Annotated in this window: 18 protein-coding genes; 6 read left to right on the top strand and 12 right to left on the bottom strand. The window is 53.3% G+C overall.

Going from position 1 to position 14,120, the window contains the following annotated elements:
- Positions 1-99: 99 nt before the first annotated feature.
- The 4 genes from ACIGCM_RS03160 to ACIGCM_RS03145 all read left to right on the top strand — a co-directional run bounded on the left by ACIGCM_RS03160 (position 100) and on the right by ACIGCM_RS03145 (position 4,116).
- Positions 100-993, top strand: a complete 894-nt coding sequence (locus ACIGCM_RS03160) for a carboxylate/amino acid/amine transporter (RefSeq protein ID WP_397500556.1) — start codon at positions 100-102, stop codon at positions 991-993.
- A complete protein-coding gene (gene rarD, locus ACIGCM_RS03155; protein WP_397500555.1) occupies positions 993-1,895 on the top strand; it encodes an EamA family transporter RarD in 903 nt (300 codons plus the stop codon). Before ACIGCM_RS03160 ends, rarD begins: the two co-directional genes overlap by 1 nt.
- Before the next feature lie 21 nt (positions 1,896-1,916).
- Positions 1,917-2,615 (top strand): cupin domain-containing protein, encoded by a 699-nt coding sequence (locus ACIGCM_RS03150; RefSeq protein WP_397500554.1) that lies wholly within the window; start codon positions 1,917-1,919, stop codon positions 2,613-2,615.
- A 151-nt stretch (positions 2,616-2,766) separates the two neighbouring features.
- Positions 2,767-4,116: a DEAD/DEAH box helicase gene (locus tag ACIGCM_RS03145; protein ID WP_397500553.1), complete on the top strand. Its 1,350-nt coding sequence runs from the start codon at positions 2,767-2,769 to the stop codon at positions 4,114-4,116.
- Positions 4,117-4,213: 97 nt separating this feature from the next.
- Here ACIGCM_RS03145 and ACIGCM_RS03140 read toward each other — a convergent pair whose 3' ends face one another.
- Together ACIGCM_RS03140 and ACIGCM_RS03135 are read right to left on the bottom strand one after the other, a co-directional pair.
- On the bottom strand, positions 4,214-6,457 hold the full coding sequence (locus ACIGCM_RS03140) for an LTA synthase family protein (protein ID WP_397500552.1): 2,244 nt from the start codon (positions 6,455-6,457) through the stop codon (positions 4,214-4,216).
- Positions 6,458-6,748: 291 nt separating this feature from the next.
- A complete protein-coding gene (locus tag ACIGCM_RS03135) occupies positions 6,749-6,937 on the bottom strand; it encodes a hypothetical protein (protein ID WP_177408671.1) in 189 nt (62 codons plus the stop codon).
- Between the two features lie 319 nt (positions 6,938-7,256).
- Between ACIGCM_RS03135 and ACIGCM_RS03130 the strand changes: the two genes are divergently transcribed.
- Positions 7,257-8,099, top strand: coding sequence for a S1 RNA-binding domain-containing protein (locus ACIGCM_RS03130; RefSeq protein WP_397500551.1), 843 nt, complete (start codon positions 7,257-7,259; stop codon positions 8,097-8,099).
- A gap of 81 nt (positions 8,100-8,180) precedes the next feature.
- Positions 8,181-8,531 (top strand): hypothetical protein, encoded by a 351-nt coding sequence (locus tag ACIGCM_RS03125; RefSeq protein WP_397500550.1) that lies wholly within the window; start codon positions 8,181-8,183, stop codon positions 8,529-8,531.
- Positions 8,532-8,594: 63 nt separating this feature from the next.
- Here ACIGCM_RS03125 and msrA read toward each other — a convergent pair whose 3' ends face one another.
- From msrA to ACIGCM_RS03075, 10 genes are all read right to left on the bottom strand, one after another.
- Positions 8,595-9,269: a peptide-methionine (S)-S-oxide reductase MsrA gene (gene msrA / locus ACIGCM_RS03120; RefSeq protein WP_397500549.1), complete on the bottom strand. Its 675-nt coding sequence runs from the start codon at positions 9,267-9,269 to the stop codon at positions 8,595-8,597.
- Positions 9,270-9,271: 2 nt separating this feature from the next.
- Positions 9,272-9,784 carry a peptide-methionine (R)-S-oxide reductase MsrB gene (gene msrB, locus ACIGCM_RS03115; protein ID WP_397500548.1) on the bottom strand — a complete coding sequence of 171 codons (513 nt, stop codon included), beginning with the start codon at positions 9,782-9,784 and terminating at the stop codon, positions 9,272-9,274.
- Between the two features lie 73 nt (positions 9,785-9,857).
- Positions 9,858-10,190 (bottom strand): GNAT family N-acetyltransferase, encoded by a 333-nt coding sequence (locus ACIGCM_RS03110; RefSeq protein ID WP_397500547.1) that lies wholly within the window; start codon positions 10,188-10,190, stop codon positions 9,858-9,860.
- Positions 10,191-10,355: 165 nt separating this feature from the next.
- Complete coding sequence (locus tag ACIGCM_RS03105) at positions 10,356-10,487, bottom strand: hypothetical protein (RefSeq protein WP_397500546.1); 132 nt, start codon at positions 10,485-10,487, stop codon at positions 10,356-10,358.
- Between the two features lie 128 nt (positions 10,488-10,615).
- Complete coding sequence (locus ACIGCM_RS03100; RefSeq protein ID WP_397500545.1) at positions 10,616-10,951, bottom strand: DUF2025 family protein; 336 nt, start codon at positions 10,949-10,951, stop codon at positions 10,616-10,618.
- Positions 10,952-11,076: 125 nt separating this feature from the next.
- Positions 11,077-11,601, bottom strand: coding sequence for an ankyrin repeat domain-containing protein (locus tag ACIGCM_RS03095; protein WP_397500544.1), 525 nt, complete (start codon positions 11,599-11,601; stop codon positions 11,077-11,079).
- Positions 11,602-11,740: 139 nt separating this feature from the next.
- On the bottom strand, positions 11,741-11,998 hold the full coding sequence (locus tag ACIGCM_RS03090) for a hypothetical protein (protein ID WP_397500543.1): 258 nt from the start codon (positions 11,996-11,998) through the stop codon (positions 11,741-11,743).
- A 121-nt stretch (positions 11,999-12,119) separates the two neighbouring features.
- Positions 12,120-12,545: an NUDIX domain-containing protein gene (locus ACIGCM_RS03085; protein ID WP_397500542.1), complete on the bottom strand. Its 426-nt coding sequence runs from the start codon at positions 12,543-12,545 to the stop codon at positions 12,120-12,122.
- Entirely contained in the window at positions 12,545-13,165 is a 621-nt protein-coding gene (locus tag ACIGCM_RS03080) for a hypothetical protein (RefSeq protein WP_397500541.1), read from the bottom strand. Before ACIGCM_RS03080 ends, ACIGCM_RS03085 begins: the two co-directional genes overlap by 1 nt.
- Before the next feature lie 179 nt (positions 13,166-13,344).
- Positions 13,345-14,046, bottom strand: a complete 702-nt coding sequence (locus tag ACIGCM_RS03075) for a YebC/PmpR family DNA-binding transcriptional regulator (RefSeq protein ID WP_397501105.1) — start codon at positions 14,044-14,046, stop codon at positions 13,345-13,347.
- Between the last annotated feature and the right edge of the window lie 74 nt (positions 14,047-14,120).

The raw sequence follows: 14,120 nt of genomic DNA, 5'->3' as shown, positions 1-14,120 counted from the left end.
CGCATTCAGCAAAATGCGTGGGCTTTTTATTACCCGCATTTTGTTGATTGTTGATTGGCCCATGACAGGCTAAGGTCTGCGCCTGATTTTGAGGTGATCATGCGCTACTTGCTTGTTGTAACCCTGTTATGGGCTTTTTCATTTAGTCTGATTGGCGAGTACCTGGCCGGTCAGGTTGATAGCTACTTTGCGGTGCTGACGCGAATCGTCATCGCCGGCTTGGTGTTTTTGCCGTTTACGCGCTGGCGCGGCGTTGCCAATGGCTTCAAGCTATCGATGTTGGTGATTGGGGCGCTGCAATTTGGCATCACTTACGTTTGCCTGTACCTGAGCTTCAGTGTGCTGAGTGTGCCTGAGGTGCTGTTGTTCACCATTCTCACGCCGCTTCATGTGACATTGATCGAAGATGCGCTGAACCGCCGATTCAACCCTTGGGCGTTGGTTGCCGCGGCAGTCGCGGTGGTGGGGGCCGGGGTGATCCGTTACGACCAGATCAGTCCTGATTTTTTCTGGGGCTTTATGCTGCTGCAACTTGCCAATGCCACCTTTGCTGCCGGGCAAGTGTTCTACAAACACTTATTGCCGCGTTATCCTTCGCCCATTCCGCCGTATCAACGGTTTGGTTACTTCTATCTGGGCGCTTTGCTCGTTGCATTACCTGCCTTTTTGATATTCGGTAACGCCGCGCGCATGCCTGCCACCGTCACCCAGTGGAGTGTTTTGCTGTGGTTGGGTGTGATGGCGTCCGGACTTGGGCTTTACTGGTGGAACAAGGGCGCCAGCCAAGTCGATGGGGCAACATTGGCGGTGATGAACAACCTGCTGGTGCCTGCTGGATTGCTGGTTAACTTGTTGCTCTGGAATCATCACGCCGATTGGTTGCGGTTAGGTTTGGGGGCCTCTGTGATTGGCTTGTCATTAGTTATCAGCCATTTTGCGCGTTCGCCAACGGGCGGACAAAACTCGGTCGCGGCATCAACCAAGGCGCAGTAATGAATTTGTCAGGAAAGGGCGTTGGGCTTTCAGTCTTTGCATCGGTACTGTTTTCTCTGATTCCCGGTTACGTGCATTTGTTGGCTCCTCTTGATGGGGTGCAAGTCTTTGCTCAGCGGGTTTTGTGGTCGGTGCCGGCAATTTTGCTGTTGTTCGTCGCCACCCGGCAGTGGCACTTGTTGGCAGCCGCGCTGGTACGCCTGCGTCGTGAGCCTTTGTTGTTAGCGGCATTACCCTTGGCGGCAGCGCTGATTGGCGTGCAGTGGGGTGTGTTTGTCTGGGCACCGCTGTCAGGGCACATGCTTGATGTGTCTATGGGCTACTTTCTCTTGCCGTTGGCGATGGTCCTGTCCGGGCGTCTGTTTTATGGCGAGCGGCTGCGGCCATTGATCAGAATAGCGGTGTGCTGCGCCATGCTCGGAGTGGTGCATGAACTGTGGCGTTCCCAGGCATTTTCCTGGGTGACTCTGGTTACGGTACTGGGTTATCCACCGTACTTTATGTTGCGGCGTTGGATGAAAATGGACGCCTTGTCTGGGTTTCTTCTGGAAATGCTGGTGTTATCACCCGTTGCTGTCTGGATCATTATTGCCTGGGGGCCTGAGGCTATATTTAGCCGTGCGCCGCAATTAGGGTGGTTGTTGCCGGGCTTGGGCGCGCTGGGGGCGCTGGCGTTTGCGGCAATGATCGCCTCCAGCCGACTGTTACCCTTGGGTTTGTTTGGGATTTTGAGTTACGTCGAACCGGTGTTGTTGTTTAGCGTATCGCTGCTGTTTCTCGGCGAGCACTTCGACAGCGGGCAACTGTTAACGTATTTGCCGATTTGGTTGGCGGTGCTGTTGGTTGCATGGGATAGCGCCCGGTTGCTGAGCAAGCAGTGGCGTGTCACTCGCCAGGTATAAATTGATATAGAGGTACCCCTGATGCGAGTTAACGATGACCTGTCAGTGCGGGTGGTGATCGACAGCCAGCAGCTTGAGTGGTTGCCATCGCCGCTGGCGGGTGTAGAACGACGGCCCTTGGAACGCTTCGCTGCTGAAAGCGGACGTACCACCTCAGTGGTGCGTTATGCGCCAGGTTCAAACTTTCGCAGCCATTTGCACCCCGGTGGCGAAGAGATATTGGTGCTTGAAGGGGTGTTCGCTGATGAGCATGGTCAATACCCCGCTGGTTATTGGCTGAAAAACCCACCCGGTAGCCAACATGCACCCTCCAGTGAATCGGGCTGCATGTTGTTTGTGAAACTTTGTTATCAACAACCAGAAGAGCAGGACACATTGCGCATTAACACCTGCGACGCGCAATGGCAGCCGGGGCTGGTAGAGGGCTTAAGCGTGTTGCCGCTCGATAGTTTTGGTGCGGTCCACACTGCGTTGGTGCGCTGGGCTCCCGGCACCGAGTTCAATGCGCATCGGCATTTTGGCGGCGAAGAAATTTTCGTGCTTGAAGGGGTGTTTGAAGATGAATTCGGCAGCTACCCGGCAGGAAGCTGGCTGCGTAACCCGCATAATTCGCAGCACCGGCCATTCTCAACTCAAGGCTGCCTGATTTATGTCAAAATTGGCCATCTGCACCCAGCGTTGGGTGCTGAACCCGCGCAAGCATTATTATCGACCTTATAACGGCCTGACTCGGCCATCCTGGGTCGTCATTTAAGCGCTATAGTCAGTTTTAATCCCTATTTCCTAGGCTCAGTTGCACAAAGGATTCGGCCCCAGCGCCGGAAACCGTTACGCTATGCAACTGATTCCAGTTTTTTGTCGAGGTTACTCCGTGTTTTCCCAATTCGCCCTGCATGAACGCCTGCTAAAAGCTGTGGCTGAGCTTAACTTTGTTGAGCCTACACCGGTGCAGGTGGCGGCTATTCCAGCTGCGCTGCAAGGGCAAGATCTGCGGGTAACCGCGCAAACTGGCAGCGGCAAAACCGCTGCATTTGTGCTGCCGATGCTTAACCGCTTGATGGGCGACTCCAAGCCGCGCTTGAGTATTCGTGCGGTGATTTTGCTGCCAACCCGTGAGCTGGCGCAGCAAACCCTTAAACAAGTTGAGCTGTTCTCACAGTTCACCTTTATTAAATCAGGCTTGATCACTGGCGGTGAAGACTTCAAGGTCCAGGCCGCCATGCTGCGCAGGATTGATATTCTAATCGGCACCCCAGGCCGCCTGATTGAACATGCCAACGCCGGCAACTTGTTACTCGACGAAGTTGAAGTGCTGGTGCTCGATGAAGCGGACCGCATGCTCGACATGGGCTTTGCTGAAGATGTCCAGCGGTTGGCTGAGGCCTGCAGCGGCCCGCACCAAACCTTACTGTTCTCTGCGACCAGTGGTGGCTCTGGTCTGCGTGAAATGGTGGCTAAAGTCCTGAAAGAGCCGACCCACTTGCAGGTCAACAACGTAAGTGACCTCAATGAAGGGACTCGTCAGCAGATTATCACCGCGGACCATAACTATCATAAAGAACGCTTGGTTGAGTGGCTGCTGGCCAATGAGACCTACGAGAAGGCGATTATCTTTACCAACACCCGTATTCAGGCGGATCGTCTGTACGGCAAGCTGGTTGCCAAAGACGTCAAAGCCTTCGTTCTGCATGGTGAGAAAGACCAGAAGGACCGCAAACTGGCAATCGACCGCCTGCGTCAGGGTGCAGTCAAAGTCTTGGTTGCCACCGATGTTGCTGCCCGAGGGTTGGATGTTGACGGCCTGGATCTGGTAATCAACTTCGACATGCCGCGCTCAGGGGATGAATATGTTCACCGCATTGGCCGTACCGGACGTGCTGGCGGCGAGGGCCTGGCGATCTCACTGATCTGCCATAACGACTGGAACCTGATGTCGAGCATCGAGCGCTATTTGAAGCAGCGTTTTGAGCGTCGCAACATCAAGGACATTAAAGGCATCTACCAAGGTCCTAAAAACCTCAAGGCTTCTGGTAAAGCGGCGGGCACCAAAAAGAAGAAGGTTGATCCGAAGACAGGCAAAAAGGTCGTCAAAAAAGCCGCAGCCAAGACGCCGGGTAAAGCCAAGCGTAACACCATCAACAAGCCTAAAAGTGATGCACCGCAGTTGGTCAGTCAGGATGGTTTAGCGCCGCTCAAGCGCCGTACCCCAACTGCCGAGTAAGTTTTTATCGGGTGGATAACGCCGTTATCCACCCAGTACGGCGACGCATGAGCATCACCCTGATGTTCGCTTCTCGATATCTCGCCCCTCATACCTGCTAATTGTGCAGGTCTTCACTGGCCTCTTCATCCGGGGTTTCTGCAGCAGGCGTCTCGCTTTGCGCGGCGACCATGCTGTCTGTCCGGGGGGTGGTCGTTACGCTGAAATCATCAAGCGTAATTGCTCCGTTTCCTTGTCCGAGCAGGTGGAAGGAGAATGCCTTGCGCGTATCCAGGTTGTTGAAGGTAAAACTGACGCTCACGGGTTGATCTGCAGTAAGTGTGGGCAGTGGAGGAATCGCGATTTTGACATCACGGTCATACTCCTTGGTTTTCAGCTGCAAGGTAGCCCCAGCGGCATCGAGATTTACCGCCCGAATCTTCATGGTCACTGTGGTTTGGGTGTTTTCGGGCAACTCTAAGTATTGTGCGCCCACCAGATTGTCGGCCCAGTCGTCAGTGCGCTGAGGCTTTAGCTCGATGGGTTGATGGTTAGCAAACTGATAACGCTGGCTGGGGTTGGCACCGCGTAAGGACTGATTGAGCCGCTCAGCTTGCTGACTGAGAAGACGCGCTGCTTTTCCGGTGAAACGCCCAAGATAGTGGGATTTATCATTGATAAAGCCCGGGCTGGCGTAGCGTCGACAGACGTGCTGGAAGTCGCATTCGGTAAATAGGCCCTTACCGTCATGCTCACGCAGTAAACCATTGGTGTAGGAGATGATCTGCCGGCCGTGACTATAGTCACGCAGCAGTGAGCGGCCACTGATGTTGTTCGGCACGGGCAGGGCAAAGTAATCGAGCACCGATGCAGTGAGGTCAACGTGACCGTAAATCCCTTGCTTGAGCCGTGGCAACTGCTGTTGTTCAGGAGCCAGAATCAAGTTGAACCCCCAGGCTGAAGCCAACGATAGGTTTTCAATGCCGTGCGATTCATCGGATGTGACGATGACCAGGGTGTCTTTGAGCAGGCCTTGTTTCTCAAGCGCATCAAGGAAATCACCGACGGCATCATCGAGGTACGCAACTGCCGCTAATTTGCTGTCTGGGAAGCGCTGCAAATAGTCCGCGGGTGCTGAGTAGGGCTGATGAGTACCGACGGTCATCAGCGTCAGCATCCAAGGTTTTTCTTGCTGACGTAGTTCATTGATGTAACTAAGGCTGCCTTCAAAGAAGCCTTTATCATCCATGCCCCAAGGGAATTTCAGGTGAGGGGCATTGGAGAACCAGTCGCGGCCAAGGGTTTTATCGAAACCCATCTGCGGCATGATCTGGTCTTTGGCCATAAAGCGTAGGCCTGCACCTTGCAGGTAGTGAGTGCTGAAACCGTTTTGGCGCATCTGTGCCGGCAAGCACTGCTGGCTACGATCCGGATTGTTCAGCAGTTCAACACCTTTTGGCGTTCCCGAATCTAGCTTTGCATAATCGCCGCAGAGCATTGAGTACAGGCCACGAATTGTCTGGTGGCTGTGTAATACATAGTCGGCCGTTAGCATGCCTTGCTCAGCCCAGTGACTGAGGCGTGGCATGGTGTTGCCATCGTAAGGGCTGCGCAGCGCATCACGGCTTGGGCTCAGATACGCACCCGGAATACCTTCCAGGGTGATGATCAGTACGTTGCGTGCTCGACCTGCCTGACGCAGCAACGGTGTGCCATCCAGGTCCAGTTGTTGCAGGCCGGCAATATCCACTGGCGCGCCAGGCGGTTGGTTACTCATCCAGCTTTGCAGGTCTTGTTCGCCATTGCTTAAGCCTTCCGCCGCAAGTTTGTGCGGCAGATTAAATTGAAACCACTGATCACTTTCGCTCGGCGCGCGATACTGCAACACGGCATGAGCGGCCAGCAGCGTTAGGGGTGCCAGTACCCATGTACCTGCAAGCGGTTGGCGTGCGGCAGGCTGTTGACGCAATAACAGCAACAGGTAGAGGGCGATGTTGATCAGCAAGGCAAAGGCTAAGAGCGGATGGCTTAAGCCCGCGCCATGGGTGGAGCGGCTGACAAACTGTGTGTCTGTCAGGTAGTGCAAGTCAGTCACTTCAGGCATACGCCCAACCGCACTAATCAACTCGACATTGGCAAGGGTCAAGATGCTCCAGAAAATCATTAACGGCAGCGCAATAAGCAGCGTGCGTTGGTAGAGCAGTACGGTCAGCAGACTGCCAACGGCAATATCTGATAAGTAGCCATAAGGTTGCGACCAACCGAGCAGGCCACGGCTGATGAGCGGAATAAAGATAAATAATGAGCAGAGCGTTAGCAGTACGCTGTAGTTCGGGCTGAGCCAGCGGTTTAGAAAGCGCACGAGTACTCCTGAGGCCAATGCCATTCACATTCAACGGCATCGCCGAATCAACCGCATTAGCGGCTTGTCGTGATTTTGAAACAACTGTGTGCTAACCGCTAGTGCTGGGGCGAAAAATAGCACTGACTGGGTGTTTGACTACTAGACGGGATGTTTCAGGCGGGGAATTTGCTTTGCGGTATTTCCAGGCGCTAGGGCAATTGATGGAAGCATTGCCAATGCATTTAATACCAATGCTTAAATGCTCTCCAATTAGCTTAAAAGCTAAAAGCCCTAGCGCTGTGCCTGGAATTACTTCTTACCAATGGTGATCTGCTTGGTCGTGCCGTAAACCTGACCACTGACGCCCTTGGCAATCTGTTGGATTTCACCGCCCGATTTAAGGAACGCTGCGATCTGTGCGTCAATCGAGGCGCTGGTTTCAACAGCCGGGGCTGGCTTGGACTTGGTGTTGGATGCTTTTACGCGCATGACGGCCATTAACCTTTACTCAAAATTAACTCGGCCGACTAGTGTACACGAATTGCTTGACAATTATCCGTTTAATGGCGTTTAGACTTTGCGCGTGGGCAGGCAGTTTACGCTTTTAGTTAAGCCCAGATGATTTACTTTTAGCACTCAAATAACTGTTTTTATTAGATTAACTATTCAATCTTGAAGGTGCTTGGGTGGCTTTTTTGCCATTTGTCGGTTCATTGCGATTACCCCTCCAGCTGCCAACAGATGATCTTCACTACCTGACAAGAATACTGGCTGCAACTCAGTTAGAATGCAGCTATTGTAATGAGGGCTTGGCACCATGGCGTTAATTGGACGAATGAATTCTTTACAGGTCGTGAAACACACCGACTTTGGCCTGTATCTAGATGGCGGCGCGGACGGTGAGATTTTGCTGCCCAAGCGTTACATCCCCAGCGATACGCCGACCGAGGTGGAAGACTGGTTAAATGTCTTTGTCTATCTGGACAGTGAAGACAAGCTGATCGCCACCACTGAAAAGCCGAAAGTTCAGGTCGGTGAGTTTGCCAGCTTAAAAGTAATCGATATCAATAAAGTCGGGCTCTTTCTCGACTGGGGTCTGCCTAAAGACTTGCTGCTGCCGCACTCCGAAGAGAAGCGTCCGCTGCAGGTGGGCGATTATTGTGTTGTCCATGTGTTTCTAGATAAACGCAGTAAGCGCATCACTGCCACGGCACGTCTTGACCGCTACCTGGATAACACCCCCGCGCCCTACAAAGCCGGCCAGGAAGTTGACCTGTTGATTGCCGATGCTACCGACATGGGCTTTAAAGCCATTATCAACGGTAAGCATTGGGGCCTGCTGCATAAGAACGAACTGTTCAAATTCGTGCGCAGCGGTATGCAGGAGAAGGGCTTTATCAAGGAAATGCGCGGTGACGGCAAAATTAGCTTGAGTCTGCAAGCAGTGGGTCAGGAGGCGGTTGGCAGCTTGAGCGATCAAGTGCTGGCTAAGCTGCGCGCCAACGATGGCGTCCTACCGCTGAGTGATAAAAGTTCGCCGGAAGCGATTACTGCGCTGTTTAGCGTCAGCAAAGGCAACTTTAAGAAAGCTATCGGCGGCTTGTATAAACAAGGCTTGATCACCATTCACGAAGACCGCATCGAATTGATCGGCAAGTAAGTTTGCCGGTGATCGCTGCGATTGATCATCTGCTGCAAAGCACTGTCTGATGTTATGCAGTTCTCCATAGGGAGGAGCAGAATGATGATCAATCTGAATATTTTGATGGGTGTTGGGCTGCTGTTCGGCGCACTGACAATGACGGCTTACGCTGATCAACCCGGGCAGCAGACTATCCGGGTTATTCCTAAGACCTATATCAGCCCCGGTGCGAGCGGTAGCATTGGTGAGTCGCGTAGTTCGCAGCAATACAACGGTTATGGTGGCTACCAAGTACCGAGTGATTACGGCTCGGTACATCAGCAAAACACCACAGGCAGTCAATCATTTGAAACCCGTGGCGGTATTCGCCAGTCCACGGAGTATCCCGGTGGTTACGAAGTAGAGCGCACGCCAGGTAGCTCTACCTATGAGCGTCAGCGTAACCGCTGATTCACACACATGAAAAACCCCAGCGAATAGCTATTCGCTGGGTTTTTCAGTGGGCTGCGGCCGCTAGCCTTTAGTGCCCCAGACATCCTCAAGCCGGGAATCACGACCGCAAGCTGTACGGTAGTATTTATAACGCAGTGGATTTTTCAGGTAGTAATCTTGATGGTATTGCTCAGCCGGGTAGAACGTTGAACCGGCGAGAATCTCAGTGACAATTTTGCCCTTGAGTCTGCCTGAGTTTTGTAATGCTGCTTTTGAGGCTTCTGCGGCGGCCTTTTCGGCGTCATCGCTATAGAAAATTGCGCTGCGGTATTGGGTGCCGTGATCACAGAATTGAGCATTAGCCGTCAAAGGGTCGATTGTTGGCCAGTAAGCCTCCAGCAGCTTTGCATAGTTGGTCTTACTGGGGTCGTAGCTGACCAGTACAGCTTCCAGATGTCCTGTTTTACCTGAGGAAACCTGCTCATAGGTTGGGTTTTTGACTGTGCCGCCGATGTAGCCTGAGGTGGTTGATAACACGCCAGGGACTTTGTCGAAGTCCGACTCAGTACACCAGAAGCAACCGCCAGCGAAGACGGCTACGCCTTGCTCTCCAGGCTTAAGATTGATACTCGGCGGTGTTGATACCGGCTGGGCGTTCGCTGCCGTTGACGACGTAGGGCCACAGGCGCTTAGCAACAGGCCAAAAAGCAACGTGGCGCTGGCTAATCCAAAACGTTTGCAAGATCGAAGGTTCATCATTAACTCCTTAACGCTGGCAGGTCTTTGCCTTTGGCAACAAATTGCAGCGCCACGCCATTGTTGCACCAGCGCTCACCGCGCGGCTGTGGGCCGTCGTCAAAAAGATGACCTTGATGGCCGCCGCACCGAATGCAGTGATATTCGGTGCGTGGCCAGATTAACTTGAAGTCACGCTTTGAACCGGTGTGACCGGCAATTGGTTGGGTAAAGCTCGGCCAGCCGGTGCCGCTATCAAATTTGTTCTCGCTGAGAAACAACGGCAAGTTACAGGCGGCGCAGATGTAGGTGCCGTCAGCTTCTTGGTGGTTCAGCGGGCTGCTGTTGGGGCGCTCGGTGCTTTCCTCAAACAACACTGCATAGGCGTCTTCAGGCAGTATTTTGCGCCAGTCGCTATGAGGTTTTTGCAGGGGTGTGATGGCAGGCGTTTGGGCAAATGCTGGGCTAATCAGTGGAGTTAGCAGCGAAGCTGCGGGTAATAGGGCCAGACCGTGGAGAAAAGAACGGCGTTTCATATGCGTTTTCATCCTCTGTCATGAGTCATATAGAGATTAAAAATACGCAACTGTTACAGCTGGCAATTGGATATTAGATGCCGCCTGTGGAGAGGGCGACCAGTGGTTTGTTGCGCTGATACCGTTTTAACCGCTCATTGAGTGGCTCAGGTAATTGCGTCTCTGGGCTAAAGCCCAATGCCTGGTAGAAGTCGCTCAGCGAAGGGTGACAAAACAACCAAACAGGTTGGCAGCAGTCGGACACCACTGCGTGTATAAGCTGTCTGGCGTGACCTTTCAGGCGGTGTTCGGGGGCCACGAATAAGCTGGTCAACCAGTGGCCATGAGCGACTGGGCGCAGGCACAGAGCGGCGATTATGTGTGATTGCTCAAGGGCCCACACTTGATCCTCGGCCGCCGCCTTCATCTTTGCCCTGTGGGTGTTGTAGAACTTGTTAGCCAGGGGTTTTAGCCTGTCTGGCAAGACTCGAAGTCGAGTCGTAGGGATTGTCGGATTCAAAATCTATAGTCGATGGTTGTTAGGCCGTTCAGGCCCAGCGTGGCTGGTTCGCGGCCACGCTGGGTAATTATCTCAAGCCTGAGCGGCGTGACTGCCAAGCAGGGTTTGACCTTCATGCTTGGACCTCTTGGCCATGCGCTTTTCCTGAGCAGTTTTAAGGGGTTTCTTTTTGCTGTTCTTTTTTGAGTCCATACCTTTGCTCATGATCTTTACCTCAGCGAATTGAACGTGAGTGAGCGTGGAGCATTTGGGTCATTGCCACCTCCCTCCGATACGCGTCGGTTAAGTTGAGTCCAAGCCAATGAAAGAGTATAGCGGGCTATTGGGATGCTTCACTGGCTAACAGGTTTTTTGATACGCCGCTCGGCAATTATTTCCGGCAAATCAACACGCTGCATATACAGTTGGATAGGCGTGCTGATGTTCAGGCGCTCATCGATATGTTGATCCAGCAGTAGCTGAATGCGTGTTCGGTCCAAACGCATGTGCTCGCCAGCCTGCAAGCGCCAGACAAACTCGTTGGTCGGTTCAATTGAGCTTTCGAGAATATCCAAGCCAAAGGCATCTTCGCTGAAGCGCACAATGTATTGCGCGGTCTTCTGATTAATACCGACAAAGCCCTGTAAGTGATCGGCGGCTGTACAGATGTCTGCGGATGTCATGCTCATGGAGGGTGGCCCGTAATAATTGGATGATTATCACAGGCTAATGGACTCCTTCCTGAGCACCTTGCGCAGGATCAATGACAGCGCAAAATGTGCTCGCAAAAAAACCACCTTTGCGTATTCCTGCGTTATTGCTCACGCTCCAGGCGCGCTACTGCTTCGGGGCCGCCCATGAGCTTCGCTGCGGTTAACGGTGTTACGCCGTTGTTGTCGCTGCTTTTGGGATTGGCGCCGTAGCTGAGTAATAGGTCAATGGCGGCAACGTTATTAAACATCGCTGCCATCATCAGCGAGGTTTTGCCGTCAGGTGTAGGGCCTTCAACGTCAGCGCCGTGTTCGAGGAGCAGTTTGATGATGTCGAGGTTACCTTTAAAAGCCGCGCCCGCCAGCGGTGTTTGGCCGTTTTGATTGCGCAAATCCGGGTCTGCCTTGGCGGCCAGCAGCATTTTCGAGGTTCCGATGTGCCCGTGATAGCTCGCGAGCATTAACAGACTGTCGCCTTTGTGATTACGCAGGTTTACAGGTAAGCCTTGCTCGATCATTGCATGCAAGATGTCGGTGTCGCCGTTGCGTGCGTGGTCGAAAACACGCTCAGCGAAAGCGAGGGCTTCGTCATCGAGTGGTGCACCGGTATTGCTTTGCTGTTCGGTCATGTGAGCCATCCTTGTTAAAGCGCCTGGCGCTGGCAATCATTGTGCCTACAGCATAACGGGGTTGTCATTAGTGTGCCGATTGGCTTTGTTGATCAAGGTAATTTAACTCGCCAATGTGCAATGCTCAGATTTTTTCAGCTCAACCCTGGTCCGAGCTGAACTCGGCTGCAGTGTTAACGTTTTTGATCGAGTTGGACATGCTGTGGTTCGGGTTGAGCAGGGCCTTGCGAATCTTCTCGTAGTCTTCCATCGACAGGCTGCTGCGGCTCAGTACCTCAAGTGCAAACTGTTTAACCTCTGCGTCGCTGTACGCAGGTTCTCTAGGTTCAGGCTGCGAGGCACAACCACTGAGAACCACAGTTAAAGCAGCAAGCAATAGAGCGAATGAGCGTTTCATCTGAGCACCTGTTGATCTGAGCATTGGGGGATGCCTATAGATTATTCAGTGATGCTGCGCAGTTGAAATCGATCGCTCTAATAGTGGCTATTGAAATTTTATAAGCCTGATCGGGGAGGGGCTAGGCTTGTTGGCTCTGCCAGATACCGCCAAGTTCTGGCAAAACATGCTCAGTTAACAGGGGCGCGAGGTTGTCGGGCCATGGTTCGAACGCATCCAGCCATTTGAGCTGCTCAAGTTCCGCCGCGGGGTAAACCTCGTGGGGGAGCGCGGCCCTATAAATCGTCGCGGCAATGCGTGTGTTGGTCTCGTTGGCGGCGGGTGCTGAGAATTGGCCAAGCAAGCTGATGGTGCTCGCGTCCAAGCGAAGCTCAAGCTCTTCATACAACTCGCGCTGCAACGTGCTGAGTGTGCTTTCTCCCGGCTCACATTTGCCGCCAGGGAGCATCAAGGCTTGAGTACCGCGCTTGCGTACCAGCAGCAAACGCCCGTTTTGATCAAATAGGCAAATAGCCGCGATGGTCAGAACAGACAGTTGGCTAAGCATCAACGCGGTGTATTGGAGTAGGCACTAATTTCGCCAAAGGGTGAGCTATTCATCCCGACTTTGACTGACATCAGCGGTGAGTTATTCAGCCAGACGTCATCAATGACGATGGTTTTGCCAATGTCTTCGTTATCCGCTGCAACCAAGAGGTAATAAGTGCCGCTTTCAGGCGCTTCACCTTCCCAGCCCATGGTCATCTGGCCAACGCTAGCAGTTGCATGCGAAGGTTTATTGGCGATCACCACACCGTAGCTGTCTAGGAGCATTGCACGTGGTTTGATGGCGAACTTGCTGACGCCCAGGCATGAGTTGTTGCAGCGCGAATTAACGTTGAGGTTAAAGTGTTCACCCTTTTTCAGGGTCAGCGAAAACACTCGGTAATTTGAGATTGAACTGCCAAAGTCCAAGCGCGGTTGGTCGGCGGTAATTGTCCACGAAGGCAGGGAAACACCTGGGTTTACTGGCAGAGGAATGGCCTCGGCATTATGCAGTGCCTCAAGAGTCGTTTTGGCCAGGGGACCAGCCTCGGCTGCGCCTGACTGCGACGGTATCGTGTTCGGCTCAGTGCTGGCACATGCGGTAAGCAAGATGCTGGCGGCGAGTATTAAAAATTTGTGCAAAGCAAACTCCTCAGGGTGCTCTCCCATTGGGTGAGCGTATCCCTTTGCATCTTGACGCTTAGTTGTGTGGTGGCACTGTGCCATTTTGGTGGGTCAGTGACAACTCAATGCGTCGGGCTCTGCACTCGGCATGCGGGGCGCGTGCCGGGTGCTTGAGTCTGGTGTGGCTCGAACTGGATTTAGCCAGCAAGACCTACATAGACATTTTGTACGTCATCGTGCGCATCGATTGCTTCGAGGAAAGCTTCGACTTCTTCAAGCTGTTCAGCGCTGAGGCTGGTAACCGGGTTCTTTGGCCGGTAGCCAATATTGGCTGAGTTCACGGTAAAACCGTGTTCTGGCAATGCACGGGAAACAGTGTCGAGGTCGGTAATTTCGGTGATGAAAAGGGTGTTGCCTTCTTCCGCCTCTTCAAAGTCCTGAGCGCCGGCTTCGATGGCGGCCAGTTCTGCATCCGCGTCACCTTCAGGCGATGCTTCGATCAAGCCCACGTGATCAAAATCCCAAGCTACAGAGCCGGATGCGCCCATCTGCCCCTTACGAAACAGTACGCGAACTTCGGCAACCGTGCGGTTGATGTTGTCGGTCAGGCACTCGACAATGACTGGTACCTGATGCGGCGCAAAACCTTCATACGTGGTGCGTTCGAAGTTGACCGTTTCACCGAGCAGGCCAGCTCCTTTTTTGATCGCACGATCCAGCGTGTCCTTGGGCATGGACGCTTTCTTCGCCTGATGCACAGCAAGACGTAGTTTAGGGTTCATGTCCGGGTCGGCGCCGTTACGGGCGGCAATCATGATCTCTTTAACCAAACGACCAAAAATTTTGCCTCGGGCGTTGGCTGCGGCTTCTTTAGGCTTGGCTTTCCACTGTGCACCCATGGGGGAGTTCTCTTGAGTCAGTGCTGCAAAAAATTCACCCAAGTGCAGCGGCCTTAAAGGCGCGGGGCTCGGGC

Source organism: Pseudomonas sp. NPDC078700 (assembly GCF_044542375.1).
Classification (GTDB): domain Bacteria; phylum Pseudomonadota; class Gammaproteobacteria; order Pseudomonadales; family Pseudomonadaceae; genus Aquipseudomonas.
The sequence above is the reverse complement of the archived record's forward strand: the minus strand, read 5'-3'. Positions and strand labels throughout refer to the sequence as shown.

Bases quoted from the DNA above. Each gene is read 5' to 3' on its own strand.
- ACIGCM_RS03075 (WP_397501105.1), bottom strand. From the start codon at position 14,046: ATGGGTGCACAGTGGAAAGCCAAGCCTAAAGAAGCCGCAGCCAACGCC.
- ACIGCM_RS03110 (WP_397500547.1), bottom strand. From the start codon at position 10,190: ATGAAGGCGGCGGCCGAGGATCAAGTGTGGGCCCTTGAGCAATCACAC.
- ACIGCM_RS03125 (WP_397500550.1), top strand. From the start codon at position 8,181: ATGATGATCAATCTGAATATTTTGATGGGTGTTGGGCTGCTGTTCGGC.
- rarD (WP_397500555.1), top strand. From the start codon at position 993: ATGAATTTGTCAGGAAAGGGCGTTGGGCTTTCAGTCTTTGCATCGGTA.
- msrB (WP_397500548.1), bottom strand. From the start codon at position 9,784: ATGAAACGCCGTTCTTTTCTCCACGGTCTGGCCCTATTACCCGCAGCT.
- msrA (WP_397500549.1), bottom strand. From the start codon at position 9,269: ATGAACCTTCGATCTTGCAAACGTTTTGGATTAGCCAGCGCCACGTTG.
- ACIGCM_RS03105 (WP_397500546.1), bottom strand. From the start codon at position 10,487: ATGAGCAAAGGTATGGACTCAAAAAAGAACAGCAAAAAGAAACCCCTT.
- ACIGCM_RS03090 (WP_397500543.1), bottom strand. From the start codon at position 11,998: ATGAAACGCTCATTCGCTCTATTGCTTGCTGCTTTAACTGTGGTTCTC.
- ACIGCM_RS03160 (WP_397500556.1), top strand. From the start codon at position 100: ATGCGCTACTTGCTTGTTGTAACCCTGTTATGGGCTTTTTCATTTAGT.
- ACIGCM_RS03135 (WP_177408671.1), bottom strand. From the start codon at position 6,937: ATGGCCGTCATGCGCGTAAAAGCATCCAACACCAAGTCCAAGCCAGCC.
- ACIGCM_RS03130 (WP_397500551.1), top strand. From the start codon at position 7,257: ATGGCGTTAATTGGACGAATGAATTCTTTACAGGTCGTGAAACACACC.
- ACIGCM_RS03150 (WP_397500554.1), top strand. From the start codon at position 1,917: ATGCGAGTTAACGATGACCTGTCAGTGCGGGTGGTGATCGACAGCCAG.
- ACIGCM_RS03095 (WP_397500544.1), bottom strand. From the start codon at position 11,601: ATGACCGAACAGCAAAGCAATACCGGTGCACCACTCGATGACGAAGCC.
- ACIGCM_RS03100 (WP_397500545.1), bottom strand. From the start codon at position 10,951: ATGAGCATGACATCCGCAGACATCTGTACAGCCGCCGATCACTTACAG.
- ACIGCM_RS03085 (WP_397500542.1), bottom strand. From the start codon at position 12,545: ATGCTTAGCCAACTGTCTGTTCTGACCATCGCGGCTATTTGCCTATTT.